Origin of the sequence: Pseudokineococcus marinus (assembly GCF_013004605.1) — a bacterium.
GTDB classification, from domain to species: domain Bacteria; phylum Actinomycetota; class Actinomycetes; order Actinomycetales; family Quadrisphaeraceae; genus Pseudokineococcus; species Pseudokineococcus marinus.
The window spans coordinates 1-12156 of record NZ_JABEMA010000072.1 but is presented as its reverse complement, the minus strand read 5'-3'; the positions used below and the strand labels follow the sequence as shown (position 1 = coordinate 12156).

At 77.6% G+C, this 12156-nt stretch carries 11 protein-coding genes and 1 tRNA gene; 6 read left to right on the top strand and 6 right to left on the bottom strand.

The genetic code is table 11. From position 1 onward, the window contains the following. Window positions 1–549, bottom strand: a 549-nt coding sequence (locus tag HLB09_RS06930) for a hypothetical protein (RefSeq protein WP_171202660.1), incomplete at its 3' end; no start/stop codon positions are given. 176 nt (window positions 550–725) lie between these two features. Here HLB09_RS06930 and HLB09_RS06925 point away from each other — a divergent pair. The 3 genes from HLB09_RS06925 to HLB09_RS06915 are packed head-to-tail and all read left to right on the top strand — an operon-like array spanning window position 726 to window position 3409. After that, window positions 726–1622, top strand: coding sequence for an ABC transporter ATP-binding protein (locus tag HLB09_RS06925; RefSeq protein ID WP_171202659.1), 897 nt, complete (start codon window positions 726–728; stop codon window positions 1620–1622). Between the two features lie 52 nt (window positions 1623–1674). Further along, window positions 1675–2523, top strand: coding sequence for a sulfite exporter TauE/SafE family protein (locus tag HLB09_RS06920; protein ID WP_322790056.1), 849 nt, complete (start codon window positions 1675–1677; stop codon window positions 2521–2523). Between the two features lie 13 nt (window positions 2524–2536). Then, on the top strand, window positions 2537–3409 hold the full coding sequence (locus HLB09_RS06915) for a TrmH family RNA methyltransferase (RefSeq protein WP_171202658.1): 873 nt from the start codon (window positions 2537–2539) through the stop codon (window positions 3407–3409). Window positions 3410–3428: 19 nt separating this feature from the next. On the opposite strand, the gene HLB09_RS06910 is transcribed toward HLB09_RS06915, so the two are convergent. From HLB09_RS06910 to ppc, 3 genes are all read right to left on the bottom strand, one after another. After that, window positions 3429–4016, bottom strand: a complete 588-nt coding sequence (locus HLB09_RS06910) for a YbaK/EbsC family protein (protein ID WP_322790055.1) — start codon at window positions 4014–4016, stop codon at window positions 3429–3431. 37 nt (window positions 4017–4053) lie between these two features. Further along, window positions 4054–4623 carry a GXWXG domain-containing protein gene (locus tag HLB09_RS06905; RefSeq protein WP_171202657.1) on the bottom strand — a complete coding sequence of 190 codons (570 nt, stop codon included), beginning with the start codon at window positions 4621–4623 and terminating at the stop codon, window positions 4054–4056. Between the two features lie 104 nt (window positions 4624–4727). Next, complete coding sequence (ppc, locus tag HLB09_RS06900) at window positions 4728–7649, bottom strand: phosphoenolpyruvate carboxylase (RefSeq protein ID WP_171202656.1); 2922 nt, start codon at window positions 7647–7649, stop codon at window positions 4728–4730. Window positions 7650–7818: 169 nt separating this feature from the next. Here ppc and HLB09_RS06895 point away from each other — a divergent pair, with 169 nt between their 5' ends. Then, window positions 7819–9351: a DHA2 family efflux MFS transporter permease subunit gene (locus HLB09_RS06895; RefSeq protein WP_322790054.1), complete on the top strand. Its 1533-nt coding sequence runs from the start codon at window positions 7819–7821 to the stop codon at window positions 9349–9351. A 233-nt stretch (window positions 9352–9584) separates the two neighbouring features. Here HLB09_RS06895 and HLB09_RS06890 read toward each other — a convergent pair. Further along, window positions 9585–9672 (bottom strand) — tRNA-Leu (locus HLB09_RS06890). Between the two features lie 196 nt (window positions 9673–9868). Here HLB09_RS06890 and HLB09_RS06885 point away from each other — a divergent pair. After that, complete coding sequence (locus HLB09_RS06885) at window positions 9869–11221, top strand: M20/M25/M40 family metallo-hydrolase (RefSeq protein WP_171202655.1); 1353 nt, start codon at window positions 9869–9871, stop codon at window positions 11219–11221. A gap of 97 nt (window positions 11222–11318) precedes the next feature. Here HLB09_RS06885 and HLB09_RS06880 read toward each other — a convergent pair whose 3' ends face one another. Next, a complete protein-coding gene (locus tag HLB09_RS06880) occupies window positions 11319–11618 on the bottom strand; it encodes a DUF5703 family protein (RefSeq protein ID WP_171202653.1) in 300 nt (99 codons plus the stop codon). 165 nt (window positions 11619–11783) lie between these two features. Between HLB09_RS06880 and HLB09_RS06875 the strand changes: the two genes are divergently transcribed. Next, a complete protein-coding gene (locus HLB09_RS06875) occupies window positions 11784–12119 on the top strand; it encodes a primosomal protein (RefSeq protein WP_171202654.1) in 336 nt (111 codons plus the stop codon). Window positions 12120–12156 lie beyond the last annotated feature (37 nt).

Here is a 12156-nt window from a genome sequence, read left to right as displayed (position 1 = left end):
CCCGTCGCGCACCTGCGCGATGCGCGTCGCGGCGTCCTCGCGCCAGCGCGCCACGTCGAGGCGGTGCAGGGCGCCGAGGGCGTCCTCGAGGGCCCGCGAGAGCTGGCGCTCGGCGTCCGCGAGCGTCGTCGCCGGCGGCGCGGCCGGCCGCTGCACGAGCTCCGCGTGCCAGGCGACCATCGCCCCCGGCTCGAGCGCCGAGCCGAACTCGGTGACGTCGGGCCACGCCCCCCAGCGGCGCCCCGCCCCGTCCTCGTCGTCGGTGAGCACGGCCTCGCCGACGTCGAGGGCCTCGACGTTGAAGGACGCGGGCCCGGGCAGGCCCGAGACGTCGCCGGGGACCGGCAGCACGACGCGCAGACCGCGGTGCCCGGCCGCGCGCCAGCCCTCGAGGAGCTCGGCGAGGTCGGCGGCGGGGGCGTCGCCGGCCGCGGTGTGCGGCTCGTCTTCCCGCTGGACGGCGCGCACGGCCGTCCCCACCGGTGCCTCGCCACGCAGGACCGCGGTGCCCCAGGCGGCCAGCCGTGCGGAGCGGGGGAGGTCGATCACGCCGACGAGGGTACGAGGCGAGCCGCCGCCGGCCGCTGGTGGACGGGTCGACCGGACGGGTCGGCGGACCCGCCCGCGGGTGCGCCGCGGCCGCCCCGGGGCACCGCACCGGGCACCGCACCGGGCGCCGCCGCCGGCCCCGGGACGCGCCGGGGAGCGGCAGTAGGGTCGCGGCCATGAGCGAGGGCACCGGCCGCACGAGCACCGCACCGCGACCGGTCTCCCCGTCGACGGGGCCCTCCGCCCGTCGTGCCGCCGTCGCGCCGACCGCCAAGGGCGCGCCGGACGAGCCCGTGCTCGACCTCGACGGCGTCACGGTCGTCCGCGACGGCCGCCCGCTGCTCGACGACGTCTCCTGGGCCGTCGGCGCCGACGAGCGCTGGGTCGTCCTCGGCCCCAACGGGGCCGGCAAGACCACGCTGCTGCAGGTCGCCTCGGGCCGCCTGCACCCCTCGCGCGGGCGCGCGGAGGTGCTGGGGGAGGAGCTCGGCCTCGTCGACGTCTTCGAGCTGCGCCCCCGCATCGGCCTGGCCAGCGCCGCCCTCGCCGAGCGGGTGCCCGCGGGGGAGCGCGTCGTCGACGTCGTCCTCACCGCCTCCTACGGGATGGTCGGGCGCTGGCGCGAGGAGTACGAGGGCCCCGACCACGACCGCGCGCGCGAGCTGCTCGCCGCGCTCGGCGTCGCCGGCCTCGAGCGGCGCACCTACGGGACGCTGTCGGAGGGGGAGCGCAAGCGCGTCCAGATCGCCCGGGCGCTCATGTCGGACCCCGAGCTCGTGCTGCTCGACGAGCCGGCCGCCGGCCTCGACCTCGGCGGGCGCGAGGACCTCGTGCAGCGCCTCGGCGCCCTCGCCGCCGACCCCCTCTCGCCCGCCCTCGTGCTCGTCACCCACCACGTCGAGGAGGTCCCGCCCGGGATCACCCACGCGCTGCTGCTGCGCGAGGGCCGCGTCGTCGGCCAGGGCCCGCTCGAGCAGGTCCTCACTGCGGAGGCCCTGGGGGCGACCTTCGGGCTGCCGCTGCGCGTCGAGCGGTCGGGCGGACGCTGGTCGGCCCGGGCCGCCCGGGCATGAGTGACGGGGGCACGACGGACGGGGGCACGACGGACGGGGACGTGAGGACGGCGTGAGCGAGGCCGTCCTCGGTGACCTCACGGGCTGGCAGCTGCTCCTCCTGTCGCTGGCGGCGGTGTGGGCGGGCGCCATCAACGCCGTCGTCGGCTCGGGCACGCTCGTCACCTTCCCGACCCTCGTGGCGATCGGAGTCCCGCCCGTGTCGGCGACGATGTCGAACGCCGTGGGCCTGGTGACGGGCGGCGTCTCCGGCACGTGGGGCTACCGGCGCGAGCTGCGCGGCCAGGGCGCCCGCGCCGCACGGCTGGTGCCCATGTCGGTGCTCGGGGCGCTGCTCGGCGCCTTCCTGCTGCTGCACCTGCCCGCGACGACCTTCGAGACGGTGGTCCCCGTCCTCGTCGTCCTCGCGATCGTGCTGGTCCTGCTCCAGCCGCGGCTGCAGGCGCGCACCAGGCGGCGCCTGGAGCGACGGCTCGCCGTCAGCGGCGCCGCGGCGCCGGGGTCCCTCGAGGGCACCGGCGCGTCGCCCGGCCCCGGGCGCACCGGGCAGGTCGTGCTCCTCGTCGTGACCTTCCTCATCGGGGTCTACGGCGGCTACTTCACGGCGGCGCAGGGCATCCTGCTCGTCGGCGCGCACGGCGCGCTGCTCGTCGAGCCGATCCAGCGGCTCAACGCGATGAAGAACCTGCTCTCGCTCGTCGTCAACGTCGTCGCGGCGGCGGCGTACGTCGTCGTCGGGTTCGACCGCATCGTCTGGGAGGCGGTGCTCGTCATCGCGGTCGGCTCGCTCCTCGGCGGGCTCCTCGGCGCCTCCGTCGGGCGACGGCTGCCGAGCGCCGTGCTGCGCGCGACCATCGTCGTCCTCGGCGTCGTGGCCCTCGTCGCGCTGGTCGTGCGATGAGCCTGGTCGTGCGATGAGCGATGCGCTCGTGCCCGACGGCGTCGACGTGCCGCCCGGCGTCGTCGTCGACCGGGTCGAGGACGCCGCCGACCCGCGGCTCGGCGACTACACCGGCCTCACGGACGTCGCGCTGCGCCGCGTCCGCGAGCCCGCCGAGGGCCTCTACATGGCGGAGTCGAGCACCGTGCTCGAGCGGGCGCTCGAGGCGGGCCACCGCCCGCGCTCGGTGCTGCTCGCCCCGCGCTGGCTGCCCGACCTGCTGCCGCTGCTCGCCCGGCACGGCGTGGGCGCGGACGGCGGGCCGCCCGTCCCGGTGCACGTCGCCGACGAGCCGCTGCTGCGCGCCATCACCGGCTTCCACCTCCACCGCGGCGCCCTGGCGGCCATGCACCGGCCGGCGCTGCCCGCGCTCGACGACGTCCTCGCCGGGGCCCGTCGCGTCGCGGTGCTCGAGGACGTCGTGGACCACACGAACGTGGGCGCCGTCTTCCGCTCCGCCGCCGCGCTCGGCGTCGACGCCGTCCTCGTCTCGCCGCGCTGCGCCGACCCGCTCTACCGGCGCTCGGTGCGCGTGTCGATGGGGACCGTCTTCCAGGTGCCCTGGACGCGCCTCGAGCCGTGGCCCGGCGGCCTGGACCTCCTGCGCGAGCGGGGCTTCGCCGTCGCCGCGCTCGCGCTCGCCGACGACGCCGTGAGCCTCGACGACCTCGCCGCCGACCCGCCCGAGCGCCTCGCCCTGCTGCTCGGCACGGAGGGGGACGGCCTGTCCCGCGGGGCGGTCGTCGGCAGCGACGTCGTCGTGCGCATCCCCATGGCGGGCGGCGTCGACAGCCTCAACGTCGCCGCCGCCAGCGCCGTCGCCTTCTGGGCGCTGCGGGCGCCCTAGCCCCTCCGCCGGCGGGCGGTCAGGCCGGGCGGCCGAGGCCGTCGTGCACCTCGGCGCCGGGCAGGCGCGCCAGCAGGGCGCCGGGGAGGGCGAGCTTGGACCGACGGACGCCGCTGCCGACGACGGCGCGGGGGAGGCCCGCCACAGCCCCGTCGACGAGGACGCGCCACCCGTCGGGCAGGCCGACCGGGGTGATGGCGCCGAACTCCATGCCGGACGCGCTGACGGCGTCCTCCCGGGCGAGGAAGGACGCCTTGCGGACGTCGAGCGCGCGCTTGACGAGGCCGTTGACGTCGGCGCGGTCCGTCCCGCGCACGAGCGCCGCGGCGACGCGCTGCTCGCCGTCCCGACGGCCGCCGACGAGCACGCAGTTGGCCGACTCCTCGAGCGTGACGTCCGAAGAGGCCACCAGGGCGGCGGTGTCGGCGACGTCCGGGTCGATCTCCGCGACGAGGACCGCGGCGGCGTCCTCCGCGGGCAGCGCGCGCAGGGCGGCGGCCACGGGCTCGGCGAGCAGGTCGGGTCGCTCGAGCGCGGGGGTCCACCGCAGCGCCTGCTGCTGGGATCTCTGCTGCTGGGGGTCCTGCTGCTGGGGGAACTGGCTCACGGTCGTCACGGTAGGGGCCGCGCCGCGGTGGCCCGCCTCAGGTGCGGCTCTCGTGCGCCCGGCCCTCCCGGTGGAGGGCGAAGAAGAACGGCCGCTCGAGGCCCCGCGCGTCCATGAGCCCGAGCAGCCCGCCGTCGTCCAGCGCGCGGAGGTGGTCCACCACCGGCAGCGCGTCGTAGAGCATCGCCGCCGACGTGACGCCCCGGTGGCGCACCGGACGCAGCCGGGCCCTCGGGCGCCGGGTCCGGCGCAGCGGCAGCGCCCGGCGCGCCGCGGCCGCGACCCGCTCGTCGTGCAGGAGCCCGCTGGCGCGCACGACCAGCCCGACCGGCACGCCGGCGGGGTCGACGGCGAGGGGCTCGCCCCCCGCGCGGGCGGAGAAGAGCAGCGGGTGCGCCGCGTCCGCGCCGTCGAAGCGCTTGCCGCGCCAGCCGAGGAGCTCGAGCAGGCCGTCGAGCGGGTGGCCCGTGGGCACGCCGGTGCCCCGCCACGCGCCGAGGACGTCGTCGACCGCGACCGCCGGCAGCGCGTCGAAGAGCGCCAGCGCGTCGTCCGTCGTCCGGACGCCCGCGAGACCCGTCCGACCCCTCGCCTCGTCCCCGCCCACGACGTCCCCCTCTCGCGTTCCGCACCTCGTCGACACCTCGCCCTCCACGGGCCTCCCTGACGGCGGAGTGTCGACGGAGTGCCGGGAGAGGGCGGCGGGCCGGGTCAGCCCGTGTTGCGCATGCCCGCGGCGATGCCGTTGATGGTCAGCAGCAGCGCCCGGCGCAGCACCGGGTCGACGTCGTCGCCCGCCGCGCGCGAGCGCTGCAGCAGCTCGACCTGCAGGGCGTGCAGCGGGGCCAGGTAGGAGTCGCGGAGCTCGAGGGTCCGGCGCAGCACCGGCGACGCCTCGAGCAGCTCGGACTGCCCCGTGACGGCGAGGACCTCCTCGGTCGTGCGCGCGTGCTCGGCGCGCAGGTCCTCGAGCAGCGCCGCCTGCTCCTCGTCGCACAGCGTGTCGACGTAGCGCTGGGCGATGGACAGGTCGGTCTTGGCCAGCGTCATCTGCACGTTGCCGAGGAAGCTGCGGAAGAACGGCCAGGTCTCGTACATCGCCCGGAGCTCGTCGGTGCGCCCGGCCTCGCGCGCCGCGGCCAGCCCCGAGCCGACGCCGAACCACCCGGGCACGTTGATCCGGCTCTGCGTCCAGCCGAACACCCACGGGATGGCCCGCAGGTCCTCCAGCCCGCCGGTGCCGCCGGGACGCCGCGCCGGGCGCGAGCCGATGTTGAGGTGCCCGAGCTCCTCCACCGGCGTCGCCGCGAGGAAGAACGGCACGAGGCGCTCGTCCTCGACGAGGCCGCGGTAGCGGTCGCGGCCGGCCGCGGCGACGACGTCCATCGTCGCGTCCCAGCCGTCGAGGACCGACCGGTCGACGACCGGCGCGCTGCGGAGCACCGACGCCTCGAGCACCGCCGAGAGGGCGACGTCGAGGTTGTGCACGGCGAGCCCGTGGAGCAGGTACTTGTCGGAGATGACCTCGCCCTGCTCCGTGACCTTCATGGCGCCGTCGAGGCTGCCCGCGGGCTGCGCCAGGATCGCCTCGCCCGTCGGGCCGCCGCCGCGGCCGACCGACCCGCCGCGGCCGTGGAAGAGCCGCAGCTGCACGCCGTGCTCGCGGGCGACGTCGCGCAGCGCCCGCTGGGCGCGGTGGATCTGCCAGCGCGAGGCGGCGATGCCGCCGTCCTTGGAGCTGTCGGAGTAGCCGAGCATGATCTCCTGCACGTCGCCCCGGGCGGCCACGAGGCGCCGGTAGGACGGGTCGGAGAGCAGCGTGCCGAGCAGGGGGCCGGCCGCCTCGAGCTCGGTGATCGTCTCGAAGAGCGGCGCGAAGCCCACCCGTGCCACGGCCGGGGCGTCCGGGTCCGCGGGGACGTCGACGAGGCCCACCTCGCGTCCCAGGACGGCGACGGCGAGCAGGTCGTCCACCCCCTTGGTCATGGACACCACGTAGGTCTCGACGGCGTCGTCACCGAAGCGGTCGAGCGCCGTGCGCACCGTGCGGAAGAGCTCGACGACCTCCGCGGCCGTGCCCTCGACGGCGTCGAGCGTGGCCGCGCTCGCGAGGGGCCGACCGCCGGCCAGCTCGGCCGACAGCAGCGCCCGCCGCTGCTCGCGGTCCATCTCGCCGTAGGGGCGGTCCGCGGCGCGCGCCCGGTCCACCAGCGCCTCGAGGGCCGTGTGGTGGCGCTCGGAGTGCTCGCGCACGTCGAGCACCGCGAGGCCCAGACCCGTGGCGGCGGCGGTGCGCAGGGCGCGCGCCACGACGCCGTGGGCCACGAGCTCGCAGCCGTTCTCGACGAGGGAGCGCTGGACGAGCTCCAGCTCGTCCAGCAGGTCGCCGACGCCGGCGTAGTCCTGCCCCGGCACGTGGGCGCCGCCCGCCGTCAGGCGCCGTCCCGTCCCCTCCAGGCGGGCGCGCACGTAGGAGAGCTTGAGCCGGTACGGCTCCTCGCTGTTGAGGCGGTGGCGCAGCTCCCACACGCCCGGCAGCTGCTCGCGGTCGCGCTCCAGGCTCTCCCGCAGCTCCGCCGAGACGGCGACCACCTGCGTCGAGGACGCGAGCTGGACGACGAGCTCGTCGACGAGGCGGAGCAGCACCTCGACGCCCGTCGCGTGCTGCTGGGCCAGGACGTCGAGGGTGACGGCCGGCGTGACGTTGGGGTTGCCGTCGCGGTCCCCGCCCACCCAGCTGCCGAAGCGCAGCGGGCGCGCCCGGCCGCCGAGCTCGACGCCGAGGCCGCGCAGGCGGCGGTCGAGCTCGTCGAGGAGGTCGGGCATCACCGTCGTGGCGAGCGAGGAGAGGTAGTAGAGGGCCGAGCGCGCCTCGTCGGCCGGCTGCGGGCGCTCCACCCGCAGCTCGTCGGTCTGCCAGAGCAGGTCGACGAGCTCGACGACGCGGCGCTCGTCGGCCTCGACGTCGGCGGCGCGACGGCGGGGGTCCCCGCTGCGGTCCAGCGCCGCGGCCGTGCGGGACAGGAGGTCGAGCACCGAGCGCCGGCTGGACTCGGTGGGGTGGGCGGTGAAGACGGGCCGCAGCTCCATCCGGTCGACGACCGCCTGCAGCTGCTCGCGGCTCACCTCGCCGGCCTCGAGCGCGGCGGCCAGGCGCGGGACGGTGTGGGCGAGGCCGGCGCCCGGCCGGCTCGCCAGCTCCTGGGAGCGGTAGAGCTGCTCGGTGATGTTGGCGAGCTGGAAGTAGGCCGTGAAGGCCCGCGCGAGGACGACGGCCGTGCCGTCGTCGACGTCGGCGAGGACGCGGCTGAGCTCGGCTCCCTCGTCGGGGCGACGGGCGAGGTGGCGCACGCGCTCGACGAGCGCGAGGAGGTCGGCGCCCTCGTGGCGCTCGAGCGCCTCCCCGAGGAGCGCCGCGAGACGACGGACCGACGCCCGCAGCTGGGCGTGGGCCTCGTCGGAGGACACGCCGTCCACGGCGGGTGCGGCGGCGCCGCCGCCGGCCCGCGCGTCCTCGGCCGGGTCGCCGTCCGTCGCGGGGGTCCGGACGGCGCCAGTGCCTCCGCTGCCCGACCCTGTGCTGCTGGACCGGGTGCTGCTCGACCGGGTGCTGCTCATCGGGGCGCTGCTCATGGGGCTCCTCGGGTGCGGGGCCCGACCGCCGCGCCCGCGTGCCGGGGGCGCGCCGGCCGCGCCGGGTCCGGGTGTCGGCGCCCAGTGTGCTGCAGGCCACACCGGGGCGGGGGCGGCGTCCGCCAGGCGGCGCGGCGGCGGGGCCACGACGCGCACCTACCCTCCGGAGGTGAGCCCGCGCACGCCCCCGCCGCTGCCCGTCGGACCCGGCGGGGTCCCCGACCACCACGGGACGGGTCGGCGGGGCACGGGTCACCGGCGCGGTCGCCCTCGTCGCCCCTCCGCGACGGCGCCCGAGGGCGGCCTGCGGGCCGGGACGGCGCAGGGGAGAGCGGTCATGCTCGTCCTCGTCCTGGCCTCCGGGATGGCCTTCCTGGACGGCACGGTGGTCAACGTCGCCCTCCCGAGCATCGGCGCCGACCTCGGCGCCGACGTCGCCGGGCTGCAGTGGACCGTCACCGCCTACCTGCTCACCCTCTCCTCGCTCATCCTCCTCGGCGGGTCGCTGGGCGACCGCTACGGGCGCCGCCGCGTCCTGCTCGTCGGCGCCGTCGCCTTCGCCGTCGCCTCGGCCGGGTGCGCCCTCGCCCCCGACGTGCCGACGCTCGTGGCCGCCCGCGCCGTCCAGGGGGTCGGCGGCGCGCTGCTGACGCCGGGCGGCCTCGCGGTGCTGCAGGCGAGCTTCGCCCCGCAGGACCGGGCGCGGGCCATCGGCACCTGGTCCGGCCTGACGGGCGTGGCGGGCGCCGCCGGCCCGGTCGTCGGGGGCTGGCTCGTGGCGTGGGACTGGCGGGCCGTCTTCCTCCTCAACCTGCCGCTGGCGGCGGCCGTCGTCGTCCTCGGGCTGCGGCACGTGCCGGAGTCGCGCTCGCCCGAGCGGGCGCCGTCCCTCGACGTGCCGGGAGCGGTCGCGAGCGCCGTCGGGCTCGGGGGCCTGACGTACGCCCTCGTGGCCGGGCCGGAGGGCGGCTGGGGCGCGCCGTCGCTCGTCGCGGCGGCCGTCGGCGTCGTCGGGCTGGCGGCCTTCGTCCTGCGCGAGCGGCGGACGCCGCACCCCGTCGTGCCGCCGTCGCTGTTCTCGTCGCGGGTCTTCACGGTCGTCAACGTCGGCACCTTCGCCGTCTACGCCGCCCTGGGCGGCGTCATGCTCCTGCTCGTCCTGCAGCTGCAGGTCTCGCTCGGGTGGAGCGCGCTCGCGGCGGGCGCCGCCCTGGCGCCCTCGACGCTGCTGCTCCTGCTGCTGTCGGGGCGCTCGGGGGCGGCGGCCGCGCGGACCGGACCGCGCCTCCCGCTCGTCGTGGGCCCCCTCGTCGCCGCGGTCGGCGTGGCGCTGCTCGCGGGGGTCGGGCCGGGGGACACCTACCCCGTCGACGTGCTGCCCGGCGTCCTGCTGCTCGGGGCGGGCCTCGTCGTCACCGTCGCGCCGCTGACGGCCACCGTGCTGGCGGCGGCGCCGGACGCCCTGTCCGGCACGGCGAGCGGCGTCAACAACGCGGTCGCGCGCTCGGCGGGCCTCGTCGCCGTCGCAGCCCTGCCGGCCGTCGTCGGGCTCACCGGCGCCGCCTACGCCGACCCCGCGCTCCTCACGCCCGCCTACCGCACCGCGACGCTCGTCTGCGCCGGGCTGCTCGCCCTCGGCGCCCTCGTCGCGCTGGTCGGCGTGCCGCGCGGGCGCCTCGACGACGTCGCGCCGCGCGACTGACCGCCCCGCCGGGGCGACGTGCGGCCATGTCGCCCCCGCCCCGCCCTTTCGGGGGGCGCTCACGGGGACGTCATGGCCGCACATCGCCCCTCGGGCGGCGCTCACGGGGACGTCATGGCCGCACATCGCCCGCAGGAGGCCGCCGCTGGGCGGCACGGTGGGACGGGACGACGGGTTCCGGCCGACCGGTCCGGAGACGACGACGGGCCGCTCTCGACGAGAGCGGCCCGTGCTGGTGTCCGGAGGGGGACTTGAACCCCCACGCCCGATAAAGGGCACTAGCACCTCAAGCTAGCGCGTCTGCCATTCCGCCACCCGGACAGGTGCCGTGCGGCGCCGGAGCGCCGCGAGCGGTGGAAAAACTACCACGGGTCCCGGGGCGTCCCCGACCGCTCGCCGCCGGGCCGCCCTCCGGCCCGGGCGCCCACCCCGACGCCCCACCCCGACGCCCCACCCTGACGCCGCGCCCTGACGCCGCGGCGGGGCCGCCGACGCCCCCGCCGGTAGCGTGCCGGGCATGACGGACCCCACCGGCACGCCGTCCGCCCACGACACCGGCGCCGCGACCGACGTCCCCTCGGCGGCGGACGAGGTCGTCGACATCGCGCGCGACCTCATCCGCATCGACACGTCGAACTACGGCGACGGCAGCGGGCCGGGGGAGCGGGCCGCCGCCGAGCACGTCGTCGGCCTGCTCGAGGAGGTCGGGCTGGCCCCGGAGCTCCTGGAGAGCGACCCGGGCCGCGCCAGCGTCGTCGTGCGCATCCCCGGTGCGGACCGCGAGCGGGGCGCCCTCGTCGTCCACGGCCACCTCGACGTCGTCCCCGCCCGCGCGGCGGACTGGAGCGTCGACCCCTTCGCCGGCGAGGTGCGCGACGGCCTGCTGTGGGGCCGCGGCGCCGTCGACATGAAGGGCATGGACGGGATGATCCTGTCCGTCGTGCGCCAGATGGTCCGCGAGGGCCGCACGCCGCCGCGCGACCTCGTCGTCGCCTTCTTCGCCGACGAGGAGGCGGGCAGCGTCAAGGGGGCGACGCACCTCGCGCGCACGCGCCCCGACCTCTTCGAGGGCGCCACGGAGGCGATCAGCGAGGTCGGGGGCTTCTCGATCGACGTCGCCGGGCAGCGCTGCTACCTCCTGCAGACCGCGGAGAAGGGCATCGCCTGGGTCCGGCTCGTGGCCCACGGCCGCGCGGGGCACGGCAGCCAGGTCAACGCCGAGAACGCCGTCACGCGCCTGGCCGCCGCCGTCGCCCGCATCGGCGCCCACCGGTGGCCGACCGAGCTGCGGCCCTCCGTCAGCGCCTTCCTCGAGGGGGTCCGCGACGTCACGGGCGAGCCTCTCGACCCCGAGGACTTCGACGCGCTCACGCGCGTCCTCGGGACGACGGCCAACTGGGTGGGCGCCACCCTGCGCAACACCTCGAACCCCACGCAGCTCGAGGCCGGTTACAAGCACAACGTCATCCCCGGGACGGCGACGGCGCTCGTGGACTGCCGCACGCTGCCGGGCCAGGGCGACCACGTCCTCGAGGTCGTGCGCGAGCTGGCGGGGCCGGGCGTCGACGTCGAGGTCGTCCACTCCGACGCCGCCCTCGAGACCGACATGGAGGGCTCGCTGCCCGAGGCCATGGTGGGCGCGCTGCTCGCCGAGGACCCGGGAGCCCGCGTGCTGCCCTACTGCCTGTCCGGCGGCACCGACAACAAGGCGCTGGCCAAGCTGGGCATCCGCGGCTTCGGCTTCGCGCCGCTGCAGCTGCCGCCGGAGCTCGACTTCGCCGGCATGTTCCACGGCGTCGACGAGCGCGTGCCCGTCGAGTCGCTGCGCTTCGGCACCCGCGTCCTCGACCGGCTGCTGCGCACCTGCTGACCCTGCCGCGCGGAGCGCGGTGCTGGCACGGCCGCGCGGGGCGCGCTGCTGGCACGGCCGCGCGGAGCGTGGTGCTGGTGCGGCCGCGGCGGGCCGCTCAGGCCGTCCGCTGCATCCGGATGATGCGCCGGCGCAGGACGACGCGCCGCAGCCCGCCGACGTAGAGGCGCACGCCCGCGAGCTCCCACTTGCCGTACTCCGCCTCCTCCGTGAGGAGGGCGCGGGCCTGCCCGCCGGAGGTGCCCCGGGGCAGCACCACCTCGCGGTACTCGAAGGTGGAGGCGCGGGGGCGACCGGGTGCGCGCCCGCCCCGGGCGCCGTCCTCCTCGGGCGCCGAGTGCGTGGGCCGCTCGGAGGGCTGGTCCCCGCCCCGGGGGGTGCGTCGGCTCGCGTCCATCGCCCGTCATGGTGCCACGGGGGCGCCCCCGGACCCCCGGCGGCACGGCCGGTGAGGGCACCGGAGCCCGCCCTGCGGGGCGGGCTCGCGCGATGGCGCCGGGGCGCGGGCGGCACCATCTCGCACCCGTCGCCGACGACCCCCGCGCGCGGCTACGGTCCTCCCATGAGCACCGAGCCCCGCGCGGCCCTGGCACGTCTCGTCGGGGCGCTCGAGGCGCACCTCGACGCCGTCGAGCGTCGCCGCTCCGAGACCGACCCCGTCGTCAAGGACGCCTACCAGTCGCTGTCGGACGCCTTCGAGACCTACGACGAGGCGCTGTACGACGCCTTCGACGAGGTGACGCCCTTCGTGCTCTTCGACGACTCCGACGAGGACGACGACGACCTCGAGGACGACGACGAGGACGACGAGGACGAGGACGAGGACGACGACGACCTCGAGGACGACGACGAGGACCGGGACGACGACGACGAGGACGACAGCCGCCCGCGCCTGTAGCGCGGAGCCGTGCGGGCGCCGGCGCCCGCACGGCCGG

Excerpts from the sequence above, each read along its gene's own strand:
- HLB09_RS06925 (WP_171202659.1), top strand. The coding sequence starts at position 726 with ATGAGCGAGGGCACCGGCCGCACGAGCACCGCACCGCGACCGGTCTCC.
- HLB09_RS06915 (WP_171202658.1), top strand. The coding sequence starts at position 2,537 with ATGAGCGATGCGCTCGTGCCCGACGGCGTCGACGTGCCGCCCGGCGTC.
- HLB09_RS06880 (WP_171202653.1), bottom strand. The coding sequence starts at position 11,618 with ATGGACGCGAGCCGACGCACCCCCCGGGGCGGGGACCAGCCCTCCGAG.
- HLB09_RS06885 (WP_171202655.1), top strand. The coding sequence starts at position 9,869 with ATGACGGACCCCACCGGCACGCCGTCCGCCCACGACACCGGCGCCGCG.
- HLB09_RS06875 (WP_171202654.1), top strand. The coding sequence starts at position 11,784 with ATGAGCACCGAGCCCCGCGCGGCCCTGGCACGTCTCGTCGGGGCGCTC.
- ppc (WP_171202656.1), bottom strand. The coding sequence starts at position 7,649 with ATGAGCAGCGCCCCGATGAGCAGCACCCGGTCGAGCAGCACCCGGTCC.